Genomic DNA, 19,652 nt, shown 5'->3' on the forward strand with positions numbered 1-19,652 from the left:
TGGAGCGTCGTTAGCACTCATTGAGTCAGAGTGCCAGGAGGAACAAGTGCCGACCTATCAGTACCAGTGCACCGAGTGTGGCGAGGGCCTCGAAGCGGTGCAGAAGTTCACCGATGACGCCCTGACGGTGTGCCCGAGCTGCGAAGGACGCCTCAAGAAGGTGTTCTCGGCGGTCGGCATTGTCTTCAAGGGTTCCGGCTTCTACCGGAACGACAGCCGCGGCTCCTCGTCGAGCAGCACGCCCGCACCGGCCGCCGCGAAGAACTCCGGTTCCGGATCGTCCTCGTCCTCGACGGGGTCGGACAGCAAGTCCTCGGCCTCCTCGTCGGCGTCCTCCGCTTCGAGTTCTTCGTCGTCGTCGAGCTCTTCCGGCTCTTCTTCCTCGGGCTCTTCAAGCGGTTCGTCGGCTGCCTGAGCCGGCACCCCACCCACCTGCTTCACCCGTGACCCCGCTGATCCAACTCGGCGGGGTCATCGGCGTTTGCGGCCCCGATAGTGTGACGGCATGGCAAACGCAGAGATCGGTGTGATCGGCGGCTCGGGCCTGTACTCCTTCCTGGAGGACGTCACCGAGGTCCGCGTGGACACCCCTTACGGACAGCCGAGCGACTCCGTCTTCCTCGGCGAGATCGGCGGCCGCCGGGTCGCCTTCCTCCCCCGGCACGGCCGCGGTCATGCTGTGCCGCCGCACCGCATCAACTACCGCGCCAATCTGTGGGCGCTGCGCTCGGTCGGAGTGCGCCAGGTGCTCGGCCCCTGTGCGGTCGGCGGGCTCCGGCCGGATTACGGGCCGGGGACGCTGCTCGTGCCGGACCAGCTGGTGGACCGGACGAAGACCCGCACCCAGACCTTCTACGACGGGGAGACCCGGGCCGACGGCGCGGTGCCGAACGTGGTGCACCTGGGCTTCGCCGACCCCTACTGCCCGAAGGGGCGCAAGGCCGCGCTGGCGGCGGCCCGGGGCAGGGACTGGGAGGCGGTGGACGGCGGAACGCTGGTGGTCGTCGAGGGGCCGCGCTTCTCGACCCGGGCGGAATCGCGCTGGCACGCGGCGATGGGCTGGTCGGTGGTCGGCATGACCGGGCACCCGGAGGCCGTGCTCGCCCGTGAGCTGGGGCTCTGCTACACGACGATGACCCTGGTGACCGACCTGGACGCGGGCGCGGAGACCGGCGAGGGAGTCTCCCACGCCGAAGTGCTCAAGGTCTTCGCATCCAACGTCGACCGGCTGCGCTCGGTCCTCTTCGACGCGGTGGCCGGGCTGCCCGCGGAGGCGGACCGGGACTGCCCGTGCGCGCATGCACTGGAGGGCATCGACACGGGGATCGAGCTGCCGTAGACGGGATCCCGGGGCGCGTCTCCGGGGTTGGTTCCTGGGGTTGGTTCCCGGGGTTGGTTTCTGTGGGTCCTCAGGTGGGTTTCTGGGATGGGCTCCTGGGGTGCGTTCCTCGGGTTGGTTTCTGGGGTCGGATCTTGAGTCGGTTCTTGAGCCGGTTCCTGGGTGGGTTTCTCGGGTGAATGTCTCGGGTGGGTGGGGGAGTTATCCACATTCGCTGAGCCGTCCACAGGGCTCAGCGGGAATCCCGTGCATGCCGGATCGTGGGGTCTGTTCATCGGGGCCGTCCCGGCTCCGGATCCGCGACTCCTCACCCAGGCGGTGTTCGTCATGCGTTCGCCACGCTCACTCGACTCATCCGTATCTCCGCGTCCCGCCCCCTCCTCCGTCCTCTCATCCGTCTCCTCCCCCGCCCCTTCGTCCGGCTCTCCGTTGATGTCCGCGCCCGCTCCCGCGCCCTGCGGGGTGCCCGCGTTCCCGCCGTTGCGGGTACGCGGTGGCGGCGGGCAGCGGATGTGGCGGGCCGCGTGGCGCCGGCGGCGGTCGGTTGCCGCGGGACTGGCGCTGACCGCTGCCGCGCTGGCCGCCTCGGGGTTCGGCGGGGGTGAGGGCCGGGGCGGCGACGGCGGTACGGGGACCGAAGCGGCCGGTGCCGCGGCGAGCACGGCCGGGACGGCGCGGGAGCGGGCGTCGCCGCCGGTCCGTCTGGTGTCGGCGCCGGTACGGATCGCGGACGCGGCGACCGTACGGCTGCTGCGGCCCGGAGACCGCGTCGATGTGATCGCCTCCGCGGGGTCCGGGACCGATGCCCGGGTACTGGCGAGAAGCGCGCGGGTGGCCCAGGTGCCGCAGACGTCTGCCGGGGGCCCGACGGAGAACGGGGCGCTGGTCGTGCTGTCCGTGCCGCGAGCCACGGCCGCGACGCTGGCGGGCGCGGGAGCCTCAGCCGGACTTGCGGTGATTCTGTGCTGATTCGCACTGACGAACCATCATGTCACCTGTCAACTGCGCTGAATTGGACTGTTTCGCTTTGTACTGCCGTAAGTTGCGGAGGAGTTCGCTCCGTTTATGGCACACACGAAGGACGGCTCACCCTTGAGCGAGAAGAAGAAGGCCAACCTGCTGGACGGCTTCAAGGCCTTCCTGATGCGTGGCAATGTGATCGATCTGGCGGTCGCCGTCGTCATCGGCGCCGCGTTCACCAACATCGTGAACGCGATCGTGAAGGGCGTCATCAATCCGCTCGTCGGTGCGTTCGGCACCAAGGACCTGGAGCACTACAGCTCCTGCCTCAAGGGCCCGTGCACGACGGACCCGACGACGGGCGAGGCGACCGAGGGAATCCGGATCCTGTGGGGGTCGGTGCTCAGCGCCACCCTCAGCTTCCTGATCACCGCCGCCGTCGTCTACTTCCTGATGGTCCTCCCGATGGCGAAGTACCTCGCCAGGCGCGCGGCCATGCTGGCGGCGAAGGAGGGCGTCCAGGAAACGCTGGAGGTCAGCGAGCTGGAGGTGCTCAAGGAGATCCGCGACGCGCTGGTCTCGCAACGGGTCGGCCCGGCGGACGGCAGCACCGGGGCCGGGGGCTCAGGGCCGGGCGGCCGGGAGTAACCGGCTCAGATGTGGTGGGGCGGCTTGTCGTCGAGGAAGCGGGCCAGATCGGCGGCGCTGCCGCCGGAGGGGGACCGCTCACCCCAGCCCCGGTCCGTATCGTCCGAGGACTGCTGGTCCAGCGGGTCGTCGAAGACCAGCGCCGGCTTCGGCTTGGGAGGGTCCGGCGGGCCCGGCTTCGAATCGCGCGGTCCGGAGGAGGGGGCGGTACTCATGCCTCCAGGGTACGGCCGCCCTCGGGGATACGGCCGCCCTCCTCGGTCCGGCCGCCCTCGGGGATGAATCCGGCATCCGGGATACGTCCGGGATCCTCGATCCGGCCGCCCTCCGGGGCCCGGCCGCCCTCCGGGATACGTCCCGCCTCCGGAGCGTGCCCCCGCTCAGCGGTCCTTCGGGTCCAGCGCCCAGAGGCCGAGCACCACGAGGAACGACAGGCACAGGAATCCGGCGCCCCACCAGGCGGTGCCGGAGTGGCCCTCCATCCATTCGTCGATGATCACGGTCAGCCCCCAGAGCTGCCCGATGACCACGGTCATGGCGAGGGTCAGCCGGGCCGTGAGCTTCGAGGAGCGTTCCGGCTCCTGGTCGGTGCCGGCTCCCGGTCCCGGTCCGGTGCGGCGGACACGGGGGTCGCCGTACCCGCTGGTGGGCCGGATCTGGGGATAGCGCTCGTGGACGGGCCGGTTGAGTTCGGGCCGGGCGCTGCCCGGGTGGTACTCCGGGTAGTGCGGGCCGGGCTCGGGCTGCTGGGCGTCGCTCATGTCCGCCTGCCGGAGGTCTGGGCGTCGGCGGCAGCGGCCCCGCTGGCCGCCGTGGCACGGGGGGCCGCCGTGGCACGGGGGGCCGCCGTGGCACCGGTGGCTTCGCCGGCTCCGGTGACGCCGGCCGCGCCGGGGGCCTCCGCGCCCCGCTTGGCTCCGGGACAGCCGATCCGGGAGGCGAGGTCCGGGCGGTCGTCGCCCAGCTGTCGGCAGAGCCCGTGCTCGGCGCTCTCGCCGGAGTACGCGGTACCCACCGCCCAGACACTGCCGTCGGTCTGCTCGGTGAGCACCACCTTGGGCAGACCGCGAGGCGGCGGTCCTGCGGTGACCTCGCCGGTACGGGCGTCGAAGACACCTTCGTGGCAGGGGCAGTACAGCTCGCCCTCGGAGCCCCGGTCCTTCCGCCAGAGCACGGCGCAGGCGAGATGGGTGCAGATCGCGGAGTAGCCGACGAGCGTCCCGTCATTGAGCCGGACGGCCACCGCGCGGTCCTCCTCGTCCGGGTAACGGAAGGAGACGGACTCCCCGGGCAGCAGCTGAGCGCTGATCTTCTTCGGCTGGGGCGCCTTGGCGTCGTCGGGCTCACCGTGGCGCGGGAGGATGCCGGCGGCGACACCGAGGCCGCCGACGGCGAGCCCGCCGGAGACGGTGGCGACGATCCGCAGGTAGTCGCGCCTGGTGGTGAGGGAGTCCGCGGCGATCCGGTCGTGCAGGGCCTCGCGCGGGTCCCCGGCGGGCGGCGGGGAGGGCGGCTGGTCGGTGACGCTCATCGGCGGACGTCCTTCCCGTTGATCTCGACGACGGGCAGACCGCCTGGCACCGGCCACTGGACCCGGTCGGCGGGGACGACCATGGCCACGCCGGTACGGACCTCACTCTCACCGAAGACGAAGGTGTCGGCCACCTGTACGCCGGGGCGCTCGGCCTGGAGCTCCTCGACGGTTCCGTAGAAGAGCGCTCCGGTCGGGCAGACCGTGGCGCACATGGGGGCGAGACCGTAGGCGGTGCGGTCGTAGCAGAGGTTGCACTTCATCTGCAGCTTCGCCTGGAGGTCGATCTTCGGGACACCGAAGGGGCAGGCGTTGACGCAGTTGGCGCAGCCGATGCAGCGGGTGGTGTCGGCCTGCTGCACCACCCCGTCGGCGGTCACCAGGATCGCGTCGGCGGGACACACCTCGGCGCAGGGGGCGACGGGGTCCTCGCAGTGCATGCAGACCGTGGGAAGGGAGGCGACGGACTGGCCCTCGTCGGTGTAGTCGAGGTGGATCATCGACTTGCCCCGGTGCGAGTCGCACTCGCGGCAGGCGGAGACACAGGCCTGGCACCCGATGCAGCGCCCCGGGTCGATAAAGATCGTTCTGCCCATCATGCGGGCATCAGCTCCTCTCCGAGGTGCCGCGGCCCTGCGGCGAGGTGGGCGGCAGCGGGTCGGTGCGGGAGACCTGGGTCTCCGGGTAGGCGACATGGCCCGGCGCGACCGGGGGCGCGGGGACCTCGTCGATCGCCACGGCGTGCTCGATGCGGCAGGCGCAGACCTTGTACTCCGGAATCTTGGAGCGGGGGTCCAGGGCGTCGATGGTCAGCGCGTTGGCGGCGGTGGGGACGGGCCAGTGGTACGGGATGAAGACGGTGTCGGGGCGGATCGCCTCGGTGACCAGGGCGGGGAAGACCTCGCTGCCGCGCCGGGTGACGACGCGGACCGGTTCGCCGTTGCGGAAGCCGTGGGAGGGGTGGACCTCGGCCCAGGGGCGCGGGGTCTGCTCGACGAGTGCGCCCAGCCGGCGGGTCTGGTTGCCGGAGAGGAAGTGCGCGACGGTGCGTCCGGTGGTGAGGGACATCGGGTGCTCGTCGTCGTACGGGTCCATCGGCGGGTGCCACTCGACGACCTGCAGATGGATCTTGCCGTCGGGGTGGTAGGTCCTGCCGTCCTCGAAGAGGCGGGGGGTGCCGGGGTGGTCGGTGGAGGGGCAGGGCCAGGCGATTCCGCCCGTCTCCTCCAGCCGTTCGTAGGTGATGCCGTAGTAGTCGTTGACGGTGCCCGCGGAGGCGATCCGCAGTTCGTCGAAGACCTCGCGGGAGTCGGCGAAGGTGAATTTGTCACCCGCGCCGAGGCGTTTGGCCAGTTCGCACATCACCCAGGTGTCGGTCCGTACGCCGGGGGGCGGGTCCTGGGCCTTGTTGTGCTTGACCACCCGGGCCTCGGCGTTGGCCATCACCCCGTCGTCCTCTGCCCAGGTGGTGACGGGGAAGACGACATGCGCGTTGGCAGCGGTCTCGGAGAGGAAGAAGTCGAATTGAGCGTGGAACTCCGTCGCGTCGTACCCCTCCTTGACCACCTTGTAGTTGGGGAGGGAGACGAACGGGTTGTTGCAGATGCCGATCAGTCCGCGGATCTCGCGGCGCTGCATCTGCCAGACCATTTCCATCATCGAGGTTCCGGCGGGCGGGAGTTCGGACTCCTCGATGCCCCAGATCTCGCAGATCTGCCGTCGGTGCTCCTCGTTGTTGATGGAGCGGCCGCCGGGAAGGAGGTCGGACTTCTGGCCGTGCTCGCGGCCCCCCTGCCCGTTGCCCTGGCCGGTGAGGGTTCCGTAGCCGGCGCCGGGTTTGCCGATGTGCCCGGTGGCGGTGCAGAGGTTGATCACGGTGAGGCAGTTCTCGACGCCCTGCGAATGGTGCTCGATGCCGCGGGCGTGCCAGGCCATGGCCTTGGGCGCGCGGGCGAAGGTGCGGGCTACCTGGACGATCTGTTCGGCGGGGACCCCGCAGATCTCGGCGGACCTGGCCGGCGGGTACTCGGCGGCCTTGGCCTTCACTTCCTCCCAGCCGGTGGCGTGGGCGGCGAGATAGCTCTCGTCGGTGAGCCCTTCCTCGATGACCACGTTCAGCACGGCGTTGAAAAACGCCGAGTCGGTGCCGGGTTTGAGAGCGACGTGGATGTCGGCGGTCCGGGCGATGGCTGTCTCGCGCGGGTCGATGACGATCAGGCTTGCCCCGCGGTCCCGGGCGCCCCAGACGTACTGGGTCATCACGGGGAAGCACTCGCCGACGTTGGAGCCCGCGATCAGCAGGCAGTCGGTGAGCAGGATGTCGGAGAAGGGGTTGCCTGCCCGGTCGATGCCGAAGGCGAGCTTGTTGGCACCGGCGGCGCTGACCATGCAGAGCCGGCCGTTGTAGTCGACGTGCCGGGACTTGAGGGCGACCCGGGCGAACTTGCCGACCAGATAGGTCTTCTCGGAGAACAGGCTGGCCCCGCCGAGCAGCCCGAAGGCGTCGTTCCCGTGGGTCTGCTGGATGCGCTTGATCTCGGCGACGGTGAAGTCGAGGGCCTCGTCCCAGGAGACCTCCCGGAAGTCCTCGTCGCGGGTGCGGCGCATGAGCGGGGCGGTGAGCCGGTCGGGGTGGTTGACCTGCTGGTAGGCGTTGATGCCCTTGGGACACAGGCGCATCCGGTTGATGTCGTGGTTGCGCGGCTCGACGCCGAAGACCTTGCCGGCCCGGTCGACGCGGAGGTACATCCCGCACTGGACACCGCAGAAGCAGCAGTGGGTGGGGACGAGCGTCTCGCCGTTCTGGTCGGCGTGCCACTGGTCGGCGGGGATGCCGCCCGCGTCCCGGAAGGCGCGGGTACCCGGCGGCGCGAGGGAGGGGTCGAGGGGCACGATCGCCAGGGGGTCGGCCGCACGGGGGTCCGCGGTCACTTGAAGCCCTTCTTCACCTGGGAGAGATAGGCACTGCCGCGCAGCACCCGCTTGCAGCGCGGGCAGTACTCGGCCCACGCGTCGAAGTCGAGGCTGAGGTCGCGCATGGTGCCGCGGAGGTTCTCGACGTACGGGGCGGTGTCGATGGGTTCCTCGCAGCGGCGGCAGCTGAAGACCTCCTGGTCCTGCCGGCCGGTGTACTTGAACAGCTGCATGCCGACCGCGGCGGGCCGCTGGACGATGTGGAAGAACTTCCCGAACGGGATGTAGATGAGGGTGAAGACCACCGAGACCATGTGGAGGATCGCCAGGAACTCGTATCCGCCGCCGTGCAGGAAGATCGAGGAGAAGGTGAGCAGCAGGCCGGTGACGGCGATGACGATGAGCGCGATCAGCGGCACCAGGTCGTAGGCGAACCGCTGGCCAGTGATGGCGCCCCGGTCCTTCATCCGGCGCCACAGGAAGTAGGAGGCGCCCGGGATGACGAGGACGGCGGCGATGTCCAGGCCGTGGAACATCAGCCAGCCGAGGATGTTCAGGGAGTCGAATCCGATGATCTTGAATCCCCAGATACGCATCTCGTAGCCGGGTCCTGAGCCGCTGCCGGAGGTGAAGGTGAACCAGCCCCAGGTGAGCGGGAAGGTGATCAGGGAGGCGAGGATGCAGCCCCAGAAGATCAGCTGGTGGGCGGCCCAGCGGGCGTGGGAGCGGGCGCCGAGGAATTTCTGGAAGCCGAGGTAGGTGGCGATCATCTTCGGCAGGGCGGTGGGGGCGTTGCGGAAGTTGGCCACCGAGAAGAGGCTCCCCCAGCCCTTCTTGAACAGCCGCCGGGCCCCGGGCGCGGAGACCCACACCGTGTAGCGGTAGGCCACGCCGAAGGCGAGGAAGACGGTGGCCACGGCGTAGGGCAGGAGGGCCGAGTCGAAGTTCTCCAGAAGCCTGCTGCCCAGCACGATCGCGATGACGAGCAGGAGGGAGACGATGACGCCGGCCGCGGTCGCGCGGGCCGTGGCGGACCGGGTACCCGGGGGCGCGAAACGGGCGGGCCTGTCGGCGGAGGGCTCTGGTGGCTCGGTCACCCCGCCACCGTAGGGATATAAGGGGGTGTTAGTCCTGTTTTGCGGCTCTACGGGGTGAGCGCGTCGCCGTGGGACGCCATCCGGACGCCCGGATACCCGGACGCCCGGATACCCGGATGTCCGGACGCCCTCTCCGCTCCTCCCGCCCTCGCGGGTAGGTTCACCCGTACCGCCCGCCACTCTCACGACCCCGACCCCGACCCCGACCCCGAGGAGCACCGGATGGACGCGCTGACCGATGTTGCCGGGATCCGGGTGGGGCACGCCTCGCTCGCGGGCCAGGGTGCTCTCAGCGGCACCACCGTGGTCCTCGCCCCCGAGGGCGGTGCGGTCGCCGCCGTCGATGTGCGCGGCGGCGGCCCCGGCACCCGGGAGACGGACGCGCTCGACCCGCGCAATCTGGTGCAGCGCGTCGACGCCGTGGTGCTGACCGGGGGCAGCGCGTACGGGCTCGACGCGGCGTCCGGGGTGATGGCCTGGCTGGAGGAGCAGGGGCGCGGCGTGCGGGTCGGGGCGGATCCGGCGCAGGTCGTTCCGGTGGTTCCGGCGGCGTGCGTCTTCGACCTGGGCCGGGGCGGCGACTGGCGGGCCCGTCCGGACGCGTCGACCGGCCGGGCCGCCGTGGAGGACGCCGCGCGCACGGAGCCCGGGGCGGCGGTCGCCGAGGGCTGCGTCGGCGCGGGCACGGGCGCGGTCGCCGGGCAGCTGAAGGGCGGGGTGGGGACGGCGAGCGTCCTGCTGCCGTCCGGGGTCACGGTGGGCGTGCTGGTCGTGGTGAACGCGGCGGGCTCGGTGCTCGATCCCCGTACCGGGGTGCTGTACGGCGAGTACGGAGCCGCCGAACCGGCCGCCGCCCCCGCGCCGGAGGTCCACCGCACGGCGCAACAGCGCCTGGCGCGGGCGTACGACGCGAACACGCGCCCCCCGCTCAACACCACGCTCGCCGTCGTCGCCACGGACGCCGACCTCAGCCGGGCGCAGGCGCAGAAGCTCGCGGGCACCGCGCACGACGGGCTGGCGCGCGCCATCCGGCCCGTGCATCTGCTGACCGACGGGGACACCGTCTTCGCGCTGGCCACCGGCGGACGGACCCTGGACCCGGCGGACCCGATCGCGCTCAATGACCTGCTCGCGGCGGGTGCGGAGACCTTGACCCGCGCCATCGTGAAGGCCGTGCGGGCCGCTACCGGCGTCAACGGCCACGAGGGCGGCGGCACGTTCCTCTCGTACAGCGACCTCTATGGCACGCGGCCGCGTCCGCGGCGGCCCGCGGGCGGCGGACCCGCAGCCGACTCGCCCTCCGCACAAGGAAGTTAGGGCAAAACGCCGGGAACCTTCTGCGTGCGTCATACGTTTTGCTGAACCCCGGTCACGATGTCAGAACCAGGGACTACGTTAAGCACGCATCGGGTAACACGCGGCGACGGCCTGGAGAAGCACCTTGAGCGATCCGTACGAGACCACCGAGCAGCACCTCGAACGACTCCTGCGACGGGCTCTCAACTCGTTCGACCTGCCCGACGGCACGGTCGAGCGGCTCGGCTCCGCCCTCGCCCACAGCAGTTCCCTGCACTCCTCGCACCACAGCTCGACGCTGCACCGCGAGACGTACCGGCATACGTATCTGCTGTCCGACGGCAGCCCGTTAACGCTCTGGGAGCTGGTGCACTGCGGTCAGCGGGACCCCGAGGGCCCCCGCTGCGGCTCACAGCCCGGCGACCGGCAGCACGAGCTGTACGACGACGAGGCCGACGTGCACATCGCCGCGGCCCGGCTCGCGGGCGGCTTCCGCGACGCCCCGGTCTTCGGGGACGAGGGACCGCAGGGTGACCTGGAGATCCTCACGGCCCTGATGGCGGCGCCCCCGGCCCCGCTCCCCCGGATGTACGCCCCGGACAACTCCGCGGACCACGCCCGCCGCGTGCTGCGCCGCGCGGAGAACGGTGACGTCCCCGGCGAGGAGACCGCCCACCTGCTGCGGGCCGCCTTCGCCCACCACATCACCCAGATCTTCGGCCGCCAGTGCCAGGTGGACGGGCGGGACGCGGGCTTCACGCTGTACGAGCACGCCTTCCTGCTCCTGGACGGCAGCGAGACGAGCCTGTGGGAGGTCGAGCACACGGCGACGCCCGACGGCCGCCACATGTGCGAGGTGTACGCCGACGAGGAGACGGCGCGCGGCGCGATGGAGAGCCGTACGCGCATCTGCTGAGCGGGCGGAACGTGAGCGGTGCCCGCACCCTCGGGGGGTACGGGCACCGCTCACGTTCTCCGTCCGCTCAGTGCGTGAGCACGGGCTCGTCGACGGCTTCCGCGGGGAAGGAGGCCCCGGCCACCTCGTCGCCGCCCTCCACGTGCTGCTTCGGCCGGGCCGGCAGCGCGAACATCAGCAGGAAGATGGCCGCGAGCACACCGGCCACCCACCACAGCGACTGCTCGAAGGCGTCGGCGAACGCCGGACCCACCTGCGCGGGCGTGAGCCGGTCACCGATCGCCCCGAAGAAGATCACCGAGACGAGCGCGAGCCCCAGCGCGTTGCCCATCTGCTGCACCGTGTTGAACAGCCCGGAGGCGGAGCCGGAGTGCTCCTTGGGCACCTCGGACAGCACCGCGTCGGCCAGCGGGGCGACGATCAGACCCATCCCGAGCCCCATCACCACCAGCGGCAGCGCCATCTGCCAGGGCGTGATCCCCATGCCGTAGCGGTCGGACTCCCAGATGTAGAGCAGCAGACCGGCGGCCATCAGCAGCGCGCCCGCCTGGAGGACCTTGCGCCCGAAGCGCGGCACCAGCTTCTGTACGGAGATCCCGGCGGCGACCGAGACGGCCACCGAGAACGGGATGCCGGTCGTACCGGCCCGCAGCGCGCTCCAGCCGAGCCCCTCCTGCATGTACAGCGTCCAGACCAGGAAGAAGATGCCGAGGCCGACACCGAAGGTCAGCTGTACGGCGATACCGGCGGCGAAGCTCTTGACCCGGAACAGCGACAGCTCGACCAGCGGCGAACCGTCCCGGCGCGCCTTCCGCTGCTCGAACAGCACGAGCACCAGGAACACCACGAGGCTGCCGGCCATCGACAGGTAGCCCCAGAGCGGCCAGTCCAGCTCCTCGCCACGGGTCAGCGGGTAGATCAGCATGAGCATCCCCACCGTCACCAGCACCACACCAATCAGGTCGAGGCGCAGCGCCCTGGGCGCCTTGGACTCGGTGATGAACCTGCGGCCCAGGATCAGTCCCGCGATGCCGACCGGCAGGTTGATCAGGAAGATCGGGCGCCATTCGAGACCGGCGATGTTCCACTCGGTGAGCAGCGCGCCCAGCAGCGGCCCGGACACGGCGCCGAGGCCGACGATCGCGCCGAAGAGGCCGAAGACCTTGCCGCGCTCGTGCGCCGGGAAGGTGGCGTGCACGATCGACAGCACCTGCGGGACCATCAGCGCGGCCGTACCGCCCTGGAGGATGCGCGAGGCGACCAGCATCTCCGGGTTGGCGGCGAAGCCGCACAGCGCGGAAGCCACGGTGAAGCCGCCGATCCCGATGAGGAACAGCCGCTTGCGGCCGTAGATGTCACCGAGCCGGCCCCCGGTGATCAGCCCGGCGGCGAAGGCCAGGGCGTATCCGGCGGTGATCCACTGGATCGAGCTGAACGAGGCACCGGTGTCACGCTTGATGCTCGGGATGGCGATGTTGACGATCGTGACGTCGACCAGGTCCATGAAGGCTGCGGTCATCACGATGGCCAGCGCGAACCACCGGCGGCGGTCCGAGGCATCCGGGGACACCGCGGCGGCGGCTGTCCCGGACGGCTGGGGTGCGGAAGAAGTCATATGAAGAAGTTAAATGCCCATTAGGTCAGCTCGTGACCCAATGGCTGGGCATCCTGGGTGACATGACCGACACCCCGGCACGACTGCTGAACCTGCTGTCACTGCTCCAGACGCCGCGCGAGTGGCCGGGCAGTGAACTCGCGGAACGCCTCGACGTCAGCCCGCGCACCATTCGGAGGGACATCGACCGCCTGCGCGACCTGGGATACCCGGTGGAGGCGTCGCGCGGCGCGATCGGCGGCTACCGGCTGGTGGCGGGCACGGCCATGCCGCCGCTGCTGCTGGACGACGAGGAGGCGGTGGCCATCGCGGTGGGGCTGCGGGTCGGGGCCGGTCACGCCATCGAGGGCGTCGACGAGGCCTCCGTCCGGGCGCTGGCCAAGCTGGAGCAGGTGCTGCCCTCGCGGCTGCGCCACCGGGTCTCCGTCCTCCAGAACGCGACGGTGCCGCTGGCCCGCGGGGACGGCGCGACGATCGACCCGCAGACGCTGACCGTGATGGCCTCCGCGGTCACCGGGCGGGAGCGGCTGCGGTTCGCCTACCGAGCGGGGGACGGCGCCGAGACGCGGCGGCAGGTCGAGCCGTACCGCCTGGTCAGCACCGGGTGGCGCTGGTATCTGGTCGCGTACGACCTGGAGCGGGAGGCCTGGCGCACCTTCCGGGTCGACCGGGTGAGCGATCCGTATCCGACGGGGGCCCGCTTCACGCCACGGGAGCTGCCCACCGGCGACGCTGCGGAGCTCCTCGGCAGATCGATGGCACGCATCAGACCGGAGCTGGCGATCGACGTGAGCTTCGCGGCACCGGCGGAGTTCGTCACCTCGCGGCTGCCCGCCTCGATCGGCCCGCTGGAACCGACCGGTGAGCACAGCTGCCGGCTGCGCGCGGCGCTGTCGGACTCGCTGGAGTGGGTCGCGGTGCGCCTCGCCCTGGTCGGCTGCGAATTCACCGCGCACGGGCCGCCGCGGCTGGTGGCGTATCTGGACGACCTGGGCGGCAGACTCACCCGCGCGGCACTGCCGTCGGCCGCGCAGTCGGCACCGTGAGGAGGCTGAGCCCGGAAAAAGGGATGAGCCCCGGCGCCAGGGGGGGGTGGGCGCCGGGACTCAGCTCAGGGGGGCCGCGATGAAGTGGCCCAATTCGGAGGTTACTGGACTTGGGCTCACGCCGCAGCGTCAAAGCCCGTGTCGTGAGCCATTCGCTTCAGTTCGAGCAGCGCGTGCTTCTCGATCTGGCGGATTCGCTCCCGGGTCAGCCCGTGCTGCTTGCCCACCTCGGTCAGCGTCCGCTCACGGCCGTCCTCGATTCCGTACCGCATCCGGATGATGGAGGCGGTGCGGTTGTCGAGCCTGCCGATCAGCTCCTCCAGCTCCTCGCTGCGCAGCAGTGTCATCACCGACTGCTCGGGGGACACCGCAGAGGTGTCCTCCAGGAGGTCTCCGAACTGGGTGTCGCCGTCGTCGTCCACGGACATGTTCAGACTGACCGGGTCACGGGCCCAGTCCAGCACGTCACTGACGCGCGATGTCGTGGAGTCCAGCTCGGCGGCGATCTCCGCGTGCTCCGGGTCGCGCCCGTGCTCGCGGTTGAACTCGCGCTGCACCCGGCGGATCCGGCCGAGCTCCTCCACCAGGTGGACGGGGAGCCGGATCGTGCGCGACTGGTCGGCTATCGAGCGGGTGATGGCCTGCCTGATCCACCACGTCGCGTACGTGGAGAACTTGAAGCCCTTGGCGTAGTCGAACTTCTCGACCGCACGCACCAGGCCCGCGTTGCCCTCCTGGATCAGGTCGAGCAGCGGAAGCCCGGCCCGCGGATACCGGCGGGCCACGGCGACCACGAGTCGGAGGTTGGACCGGATGAATACGTCCTTGGCGCGCTCGCCGTCGGCGACCAGCGCCTCCAGTTCCTCGCGCGAGGCTCCACCGGCATCGCTCTCCACCGCGCCGTCCAGGATCCGCTGCGCGAAGACGCCCGCCTCGACGGCCTGCGACAGCTCGACCTCCTTGGCGGCATCGAGCAGCGGCGTGCGCGCTATCTCATCGAGATACATGCCGACCAGGTCGCGATCGGCGATCTCCCCGCCCACGGCGCGAACACTGCTTGCCCGGTTGGTCCCGCCGGTGGAGGACGAACGTCGGGCGACGGCACGGGTTGCCATGCGTGCTCCTTGCTGAGTAGGTCGCGACACCCTTTCGGGTGCCCAGCTTCCGATGGAAACAACGACTGGAATCCGGACAGAATTCCCATGCCTGGCATTCATTTTCGCGATCATGCAGTACCCTGTCGCGCCACCAAGGGAGGGCACATGACACAGATAGACACAGAGGCGCAGGTCAGGCCTGGTATCGAGGGCGATCTGGAAGCCCTCACCGACATCTACAACCATTACGTGCGTGAGACCGCCCTCACATTCGACACGGCTCCCTTCACTCCGGGTCAGCGTCTGCCCTGGTTGCGCTCCCACCCTGTAGACGGCCCGCACCGGCTCCTGGTTGCTCAGGATGTCCGTAATGTCGACGCGTCGGGTGCCGGTGGCCCCGCTCCCCGGATCCTGGGGTACGCCACCAGCAGCGCCTTCCGCCCCAAGGCGGCGTACTCCACCTCCGTCGAGGTGAGCGTGTACTGCGCCCCCGGCGCCGCCGGGCGCGGCATCGGCACCCTCCTCTACACGGCGCTCTTCGAGGCACTGGCCGGCGAGGACCTGCACCGGGCGTACGCCGGTATCACCCAGCCGAACGAGGCCTCGGTCCGGCTGCACGACCGCTTCGGCTTCCGCCACCTCGGCACGTACGCGGAGGTCGGCCGGAAGTTCGGCCGGTACTGGGACGTCGCCTGGTACGAGAAACACCTGGGGCCCTCGGCCTAGTCCCGCCGGGCTACCTCCCTAGGACCGGAGCCGTGGGTCTCCCTAGGTCGGCAGCCCGTTACGGAGAGCGGTCGCGGTGCCTAGCGTGATGCGGCATGGACGACACGACGCGCAACTCACCCGACACCTCCGGCACGCTCGACGAGGCACTGGAACGGCTTCACTCCTTCGGCCCCGAGCGGGACGGCTGGCTGAGCAACCACGCCCCGATGGCGGTCGAGGCACTGGTGCACCACGGCCAGGCGCCCGGCGTGCACCGCTGGCTGGACCACTACCGGGCGAAGCTGGAGGACATGCCCGACCGGTTCGCCGAAGTGACCCCGGACAACTGGCGCGAGGCCCTGGGCGACCCCCGCCGCATCGCCGACTGGACGGCGTACTTCGAGCGGGAGACCGTCGACCGGCCCTGGCGCGAGGTCCTCGCCGAGTGGTGGCCCCGGCTGCTCCCCGGCATCGCGGCCGGCGCCACGCACCCGGTGATCCGGGTCGGCCACTGCGTACGCGCCCTGCTGGCCTCCGGCGAGAACGCGCCCCGCGTCGCGGAGCTCGCCCACGGCCTCGGCTACTGGGCGGCCCGCCACCAGCCGCTGCCGCCACTGGCGCCGCTCGCCCCGGTGACCGGCGCGGCCGCCGCACTGGACGCCGTGGACCGGGTGCCGGACCAGAGCGGCGGCATCCTGGAACGGCTGGACCAGCTCACCGGGTTCCCGGTATGGCCGCCCCGGCCGGTGACCGACGCCGACCCCGCCCGCACCGGGACCGCGACGGACCCGGACCCCGCCCATGCCGGGACCGCGACGGACCCGGACCCCGCCCGTACCAGGACCGCGACGGACCCGGACCTCGCCCGCGCCCGGCTGGAGGAGCTGGTGCGCGCCGCGACCGAGCGCTACGCGGCGCACGCGCACGGCTCACCGATCATGCTGGTGCACGCCGCGACCGCGCCCAACGCCGTACTGCGCACGCTGCCCGCGCTCCCCCGCGAGCTGTGGGCCCCGAGCCTGGACGCGGCGTGGGCGGCCAGTGCGGCGGTCACCGCCGCGTACACCCCGGCACGGCCCGCAGAGCACCCGGCCGCGCCCGAAGGGCTGACCCCGGAGGAGGTCTTCGCGCGGGCCGCCGCACACGGCAACGACCACACCATCAAGTTCACCGACACCGCGCTGGACGTCGGCGGCCCGGCCGCGCTGGCCGCCGCACTCCGCTCGATCGAGCTCATCCCTCCGGAGCTCTGACCCCGGCGGACGGCACTCCGTCCGAAACGCGTCCTACCCGTACTGCACCGAGCGCTTGGCCAGCCCCATCCAGAACCCGTCGATCACGCTGCGCCCCTGGTCCAGCTCCTGCTCGGCGGCGCCCAGCGTCACGAAGAGCGGGGCGAAGTGCTCGGTGCGCGGGTGGGCGAGCCGGCCCGCGGGGGACTTGTTCTCGAAGTCCAGCAGCGCGTCGACGTCCTGCGCCTGGAGTGCGCGGCTCCCCCAGTCGTCGAACTCCGCCGACCAGCCGGGGGTGCCGCCGCCCGGATGCCGCAGGGCGGCCAGGTTGTGGGTGAAGAAGCCGCTGCCGACGATCAGGACGCCCTCGTCGCGCAGTGGCGCGAGCTTGCGGCCGATGTCCATCAGCTTCTGCGGATCCAGGGTCGGCATGGAGATCTGCAGCACCGGGATGTCGGCCGCCGGGAACATCTCCACCAGCGGGACGTACGCCCCGTGGTCGAGGCCCCGGTCCGGGATGTCCTGGACCGGGGTACCGGCGCCGCGCAGCAGCTTGCGCACGCTCTCGGCGAGCAGCGGTGCGCCGGGGGCTGCGTACCGCACCTGGTAGTAGTGCTCGGGGAAGCCCCAGAAGTCGTAGACGAGCGGGATCGTCTCGGTGGCGCCGAGCGCGAGCGGGGCCTCCTCCCAGTGGGCCGAGACCATCAGCACGGCGGTGGGCCGGGGCAGCCCGGCGGACCAGGCGGCCAGTTCACCGGGCCAGACCGGGTCGTCGGCCAGCGGCGGGGCGCCGTGGGAGAGGTAGAGGGCGGGCATGCGCTCCGCGGTGACTGTCATGGCACTCCCCATCCACTGCTGCTCAAGGTAAGTCTTCTACTGGAGCTTTCAGAAGGAATACTTCTTTAAGCTTCAAGTTCCTACCTTCGGAGACCTTAGCTCTATCTAGTTCAACTTTCAAGAAAAGGTCGTACAGTGGAGTACATGACCACGGCATCCACCGGTGAACAGACGCGTTGGCTCACCGACGAAGAACAGAGCGTCTGGCGGGCATACCTCCACGCCGCCACGCTCCTGGAGGATCACCTCGACCGCCAGTTGCAGCGTGACGCCGGTATGCCGCACATCTACTACGGACTGCTCGTCCAGCTCTCCCAGGCGCCCCGCCGCCAGAAGCGGATGACCGAGCTGGCCAAGGACGCCAAGATCACCCGCTCCCGGCTCTCGCACGCCGTCGCCCGGCTGGAGAAGAGCGGCTGGGTGCGCCGCGAGGACTGCCCCTCCGACAAGCGCGGCCAGAACGCGGTCCTCACCGAAGAGGGCCACGAGATGCTCCGCCGCTCGGCACCGGGCCACGTCAGCGCCGTACGCCAGGCGCTGTTCGACCGGCTCACCCCCGAGCAGGTGCGCTCGCTCGGGGAGATCATGCAGGTCGTCGCGGCCGGGCTGCAGCCGGAGGGCACGGACGCCGACCTGCCCTGGCTCCGCTGACCCGCCCGCCCCACCGCACAGGCCACCCACCGCACGCACCTCTGCCCCGGTTCCGTCGGACGGAACCGGGGCAGAGGCCTGTGCGGTGACCAGCGCCCCGCGCGGTGACTCAGTGGGCGACGACCGGAATCCGGACCTCGTCCTCGACACCGTCGGCCGAACCGGCACCGGTACCACCGGACGTCGTGGTCGTCGAGGGGCGGCCGGCGTTGACGAAGGTCGCCGCGATCGCGGAGGCCACCACCAGGATGCCGACGGCCCACCAGATGGCGCCGGTGAAGCCGTGCACCATCGACTGGAGCTTGAGCTGCTCCGGGTCGGTGGCGCCGAGCGCGGCGTGCGAGGTGGCGTACGCCGTGGCGGCGGAGGCGGCGATGGTGTTGAGCAGCGCCGTGCCGATCGCGCCGCCGACCTGCTGCGAGGTGTTGATCATCGCGGAGGCGACACCCGCGTCCCGCGGCTCGATGCCGTGCGTGGCCAGCGACATGGCGGGCATGAACGCCGTACCCATGCCCAGGCCCATCAGGAGCTGCCCCGGCAGGATGACCGCCGCGTAGGACGAGTCGACCTGGAGCTGCGTGAGCACCAGCATGCCGACGGCGGCGGTCAGGAAGCCCGGACCCATCAGCATCCGGGCCGGCACCCGGGTCATCAGCCGGGCACCGATCTGCGTCGAACCGGTGATCATGCCCGCGATCATCGGGAGGAAGGCGAAGCCGGTCTTGATCGGCGAGAAGCCCTGGACGACCTGCAGGTAGTACGTGAGGAAGAGGAACAGGCCGAACATCGCGATGACGCCGAGGCCCAGCGAGAGGTAGACGCCGCCGCGGTTGCGGTCCATCAGGACGCGCAGCGGGAGCAGCGGCGACTTGACCTTGGACTCGGTCAGCACGAAGGCCAGCAGCAGCAGACCGGAGGCGACGAACGTACCGATGGTCAGCGCGTCCGACCAGCCGCTGGACTCGGCGCGGGTGAATCCGTACACCAGCGAGACCAGGCCCAGCGCGGACAGGACGACGCCGGGGATGTCGAGCGAGGACCGGTTACGGCCGCCGGCCGGCTCACGGATCACGAAGTACGCGCCCAGGGCGGCGACGATCGCGAAGGGGATGTTGACGAAGAACGTCCAGCGCCAGTTCAGCGTCTGGGTGAGGAACCCGCCGAGGATGAGGCCGACGGCGCCGCCGCCGCCGGCGATCGCACCGTAGATGCCGAACGCCTTGGCGCGCTCCTTGGCGTCGGTGAACATCACCGCGAGCAGCGAGAGGGCCGCGGGGGCGAGCAGGGCGCCGAAGACACCCTGGAGTGCGCGCGAGCCGAAGAGCATGCCCTGGTTCTGGGCCGCTCCGCCGAGTGCGGAGGCCAGCGCGAAGCCGATCAGCCCGACGACGAAGGTGCGCTTACGGCCCCAGAGGTCGGCGATCCGGCCTCCGAAGAGCAGCAGTCCGCCGAAGGCGAGGGCGTAGGCGGTGATGACCCACTGCTTGTTGGCATCCGTGATGCCCAGGTCCGTCTGGGCGTGCGGCAGCGCGATGTTCACGATCGTGGCATCGAGCACGACCATCAACTGGGCGAGGGCGATGAACGCCAGCGCCTTCCAGCGACTCGGATCAGGGAGTCGGACATCAGGGGTTTTTGACATGGGAGTAGCCACCTAAGGGCGCGTTCGGGCGCGCGAAGTCGTGAACCGGGCCGTGAACCGTGGATGCGGTGAGGGCCCGTAAGGGTGAGGGTCGGGAGGAGACGAGGGTCGAGAAGAAAGGGGG

General features: G+C 70.7%; 20 protein-coding genes. 10 read left to right on the forward strand and 10 right to left on the reverse strand.

Translation table 11 applies throughout. The features are described from left to right. Nucleotides 1-46 precede the first annotated feature (46 nt). The 4 genes from ACIP89_RS16430 (at nucleotide 47) to ACIP89_RS16445 (ending at nucleotide 2,947) form a co-directional block, all read left to right on the forward strand. Nucleotides 47-415 carry an FmdB family zinc ribbon protein gene (locus tag ACIP89_RS16430; protein ID WP_402115401.1) on the forward strand — a complete coding sequence of 123 codons (369 nt, stop codon included), beginning with the start codon at nucleotides 47-49 and terminating at the stop codon, nucleotides 413-415. Between the two features lie 90 nt (nucleotides 416-505). Continuing rightward, nucleotides 506-1,339, forward strand: coding sequence for an S-methyl-5'-thioadenosine phosphorylase (locus tag ACIP89_RS16435; RefSeq protein ID WP_401927078.1), 834 nt, complete (start codon nucleotides 506-508; stop codon nucleotides 1,337-1,339). Nucleotides 1,340-1,771: 432 nt separating this feature from the next. After that, nucleotides 1,772-2,308 (forward strand): hypothetical protein, encoded by a 537-nt coding sequence (locus tag ACIP89_RS16440; protein ID WP_402115402.1) that lies wholly within the window; start codon nucleotides 1,772-1,774, stop codon nucleotides 2,306-2,308. A 96-nt stretch (nucleotides 2,309-2,404) separates the two neighbouring features. Further along, nucleotides 2,405-2,947, forward strand: a complete 543-nt coding sequence (locus ACIP89_RS16445) for an MscL family protein (RefSeq protein WP_402115404.1) — start codon at nucleotides 2,405-2,407, stop codon at nucleotides 2,945-2,947. A gap of 5 nt (nucleotides 2,948-2,952) precedes the next feature. On the opposite strand, the gene ACIP89_RS16450 is transcribed toward ACIP89_RS16445, so the two are convergent. The 6 genes from ACIP89_RS16450 to ACIP89_RS16475 all read right to left on the reverse strand — a co-directional run bounded on the left by ACIP89_RS16450 (nucleotide 2,953) and on the right by ACIP89_RS16475 (nucleotide 8,488). Beyond that, complete coding sequence (locus ACIP89_RS16450; protein ID WP_402115405.1) at nucleotides 2,953-3,162, reverse strand: hypothetical protein; 210 nt, start codon at nucleotides 3,160-3,162, stop codon at nucleotides 2,953-2,955. A 165-nt stretch (nucleotides 3,163-3,327) separates the two neighbouring features. Further along, nucleotides 3,328-3,708: a hypothetical protein gene (locus ACIP89_RS16455; protein WP_401927084.1), complete on the reverse strand. Its 381-nt coding sequence runs from the start codon at nucleotides 3,706-3,708 to the stop codon at nucleotides 3,328-3,330. Continuing rightward, nucleotides 3,705-4,478: a Rieske (2Fe-2S) protein gene (locus tag ACIP89_RS16460; protein ID WP_402115406.1), complete on the reverse strand. Its 774-nt coding sequence runs from the start codon at nucleotides 4,476-4,478 to the stop codon at nucleotides 3,705-3,707. Before ACIP89_RS16460 ends, ACIP89_RS16455 begins: the two co-directional genes overlap by 4 nt. Next, a complete protein-coding gene (locus ACIP89_RS16465) occupies nucleotides 4,475-5,077 on the reverse strand; it encodes a 4Fe-4S dicluster domain-containing protein (RefSeq protein ID WP_024489583.1) in 603 nt (200 codons plus the stop codon). Before ACIP89_RS16465 ends, ACIP89_RS16460 begins: the two co-directional genes overlap by 4 nt. Before the next feature lie 7 nt (nucleotides 5,078-5,084). After that, complete coding sequence (locus ACIP89_RS16470) at nucleotides 5,085-7,409, reverse strand: molybdopterin oxidoreductase family protein (protein WP_402115408.1); 2,325 nt, start codon at nucleotides 7,407-7,409, stop codon at nucleotides 5,085-5,087. Then, nucleotides 7,406-8,488 carry an MFS transporter gene (locus ACIP89_RS16475; protein ID WP_401927091.1) on the reverse strand — a complete coding sequence of 361 codons (1,083 nt, stop codon included), beginning with the start codon at nucleotides 8,486-8,488 and terminating at the stop codon, nucleotides 7,406-7,408. The genes ACIP89_RS16470 and ACIP89_RS16475 overlap by 4 nt, the downstream gene beginning before the upstream one ends. 222 nt (nucleotides 8,489-8,710) lie before the next feature. Between ACIP89_RS16475 and ACIP89_RS16480 the strand changes: the two genes are divergently transcribed. Both ACIP89_RS16480 and ACIP89_RS16485 read left to right on the forward strand, forming a co-directional pair. Then, nucleotides 8,711-9,805, forward strand: a complete 1,095-nt coding sequence (locus tag ACIP89_RS16480; protein ID WP_402115542.1) for a P1 family peptidase — start codon at nucleotides 8,711-8,713, stop codon at nucleotides 9,803-9,805. 124 nt (nucleotides 9,806-9,929) lie between these two features. Next, nucleotides 9,930-10,700, forward strand: coding sequence for a DUF6227 family protein (locus ACIP89_RS16485; protein ID WP_401927203.1), 771 nt, complete (start codon nucleotides 9,930-9,932; stop codon nucleotides 10,698-10,700). Between the two features lie 67 nt (nucleotides 10,701-10,767). Here the strand turns inward: ACIP89_RS16485 and ACIP89_RS16490 are convergent, their stop codons facing one another. Next, nucleotides 10,768-12,315, reverse strand: a complete 1,548-nt coding sequence (locus ACIP89_RS16490; protein WP_401927205.1) for an MFS transporter — start codon at nucleotides 12,313-12,315, stop codon at nucleotides 10,768-10,770. 62 nt (nucleotides 12,316-12,377) lie between these two features. On the opposite strand from ACIP89_RS16490, the gene ACIP89_RS16495 reads away from it, so the two are divergent. Next, nucleotides 12,378-13,361, forward strand: coding sequence for a helix-turn-helix transcriptional regulator (locus tag ACIP89_RS16495; protein ID WP_402115409.1), 984 nt, complete (start codon nucleotides 12,378-12,380; stop codon nucleotides 13,359-13,361). 116 nt (nucleotides 13,362-13,477) lie between these two features. On the opposite strand, the gene ACIP89_RS16500 is transcribed toward ACIP89_RS16495, so the two are convergent. Further along, nucleotides 13,478-14,476, reverse strand: a complete 999-nt coding sequence (locus ACIP89_RS16500; protein WP_402115411.1) for an RNA polymerase sigma factor RpoD/SigA — start codon at nucleotides 14,474-14,476, stop codon at nucleotides 13,478-13,480. A 147-nt stretch (nucleotides 14,477-14,623) separates the two neighbouring features. Here ACIP89_RS16500 and ACIP89_RS16505 point away from each other — a divergent pair, with 147 nt between their 5' ends. Together ACIP89_RS16505 and ACIP89_RS16510 are read left to right on the forward strand one after the other, a co-directional pair. Continuing rightward, nucleotides 14,624-15,184, forward strand: coding sequence for a GNAT family N-acetyltransferase (locus tag ACIP89_RS16505; RefSeq protein WP_402115413.1), 561 nt, complete (start codon nucleotides 14,624-14,626; stop codon nucleotides 15,182-15,184). Nucleotides 15,185-15,279: 95 nt separating this feature from the next. Then, nucleotides 15,280-16,419, forward strand: coding sequence for a questin oxidase family protein (locus ACIP89_RS16510; RefSeq protein ID WP_401927214.1), 1,140 nt, complete (start codon nucleotides 15,280-15,282; stop codon nucleotides 16,417-16,419). 33 nt (nucleotides 16,420-16,452) lie between these two features. On the opposite strand, the gene ACIP89_RS16515 is transcribed toward ACIP89_RS16510, so the two are convergent. Then, on the reverse strand, nucleotides 16,453-17,235 hold the full coding sequence (locus ACIP89_RS16515) for a dioxygenase (RefSeq protein WP_401927111.1): 783 nt from the start codon (nucleotides 17,233-17,235) through the stop codon (nucleotides 16,453-16,455). A 135-nt stretch (nucleotides 17,236-17,370) separates the two neighbouring features. Between ACIP89_RS16515 and ACIP89_RS16520 the strand changes: the two genes are divergently transcribed. Beyond that, nucleotides 17,371-17,886 carry a MarR family winged helix-turn-helix transcriptional regulator gene (locus ACIP89_RS16520; protein ID WP_401927113.1) on the forward strand — a complete coding sequence of 172 codons (516 nt, stop codon included), beginning with the start codon at nucleotides 17,371-17,373 and terminating at the stop codon, nucleotides 17,884-17,886. A gap of 109 nt (nucleotides 17,887-17,995) precedes the next feature. On the opposite strand, the gene ACIP89_RS16525 is transcribed toward ACIP89_RS16520, so the two are convergent. Then, a complete protein-coding gene (locus ACIP89_RS16525) occupies nucleotides 17,996-19,528 on the reverse strand; it encodes an MFS transporter (RefSeq protein WP_401927115.1) in 1,533 nt (510 codons plus the stop codon). Nucleotides 19,529-19,652 lie beyond the last annotated feature (124 nt).

The organism is Streptomyces sp. NPDC088730 (assembly GCF_044751215.1).
Taxonomy (GTDB): Bacteria; Actinomycetota; Actinomycetes; order Streptomycetales; family Streptomycetaceae; genus Streptomyces.

Coding starts and splice junctions, on each gene's coding strand:
- ACIP89_RS16495 (WP_402115409.1), top strand. CDS start 12,378: ATGACCGACACCCCGGCACGACTGCTGAACCTGCTGTCACTGCTCCAG.
- ACIP89_RS16440 (WP_402115402.1), top strand. CDS start 1,772: ATGTCCGCGCCCGCTCCCGCGCCCTGCGGGGTGCCCGCGTTCCCGCCG.
- ACIP89_RS16515 (WP_401927111.1), bottom strand. CDS start 17,235: ATGACAGTCACCGCGGAGCGCATGCCCGCCCTCTACCTCTCCCACGGC.
- ACIP89_RS16455 (WP_401927084.1), bottom strand. CDS start 3,708: ATGAGCGACGCCCAGCAGCCCGAGCCCGGCCCGCACTACCCGGAGTAC.
- ACIP89_RS16505 (WP_402115413.1), top strand. CDS start 14,624: ATGACACAGATAGACACAGAGGCGCAGGTCAGGCCTGGTATCGAGGGC.
- ACIP89_RS16480 (WP_402115542.1), top strand. CDS start 8,711: ATGGACGCGCTGACCGATGTTGCCGGGATCCGGGTGGGGCACGCCTCG.
- ACIP89_RS16450 (WP_402115405.1), bottom strand. CDS start 3,162: ATGAGTACCGCCCCCTCCTCCGGACCGCGCGATTCGAAGCCGGGCCCG.
- ACIP89_RS16525 (WP_401927115.1), bottom strand. CDS start 19,528: ATGTCAAAAACCCCTGATGTCCGACTCCCTGATCCGAGTCGCTGGAAG.
- ACIP89_RS16500 (WP_402115411.1), bottom strand. CDS start 14,476: ATGGCAACCCGTGCCGTCGCCCGACGTTCGTCCTCCACCGGCGGGACC.
- ACIP89_RS16490 (WP_401927205.1), bottom strand. CDS start 12,315: ATGACTTCTTCCGCACCCCAGCCGTCCGGGACAGCCGCCGCCGCGGTG.
- ACIP89_RS16435 (WP_401927078.1), top strand. CDS start 506: ATGGCAAACGCAGAGATCGGTGTGATCGGCGGCTCGGGCCTGTACTCC.
- ACIP89_RS16510 (WP_401927214.1), top strand. CDS start 15,280: ATGGACGACACGACGCGCAACTCACCCGACACCTCCGGCACGCTCGAC.
- ACIP89_RS16445 (WP_402115404.1), top strand. CDS start 2,405: ATGGCACACACGAAGGACGGCTCACCCTTGAGCGAGAAGAAGAAGGCC.
- ACIP89_RS16465 (WP_024489583.1), bottom strand. CDS start 5,077: ATGATGGGCAGAACGATCTTTATCGACCCGGGGCGCTGCATCGGGTGC.
- ACIP89_RS16460 (WP_402115406.1), bottom strand. CDS start 4,478: ATGAGCGTCACCGACCAGCCGCCCTCCCCGCCGCCCGCCGGGGACCCG.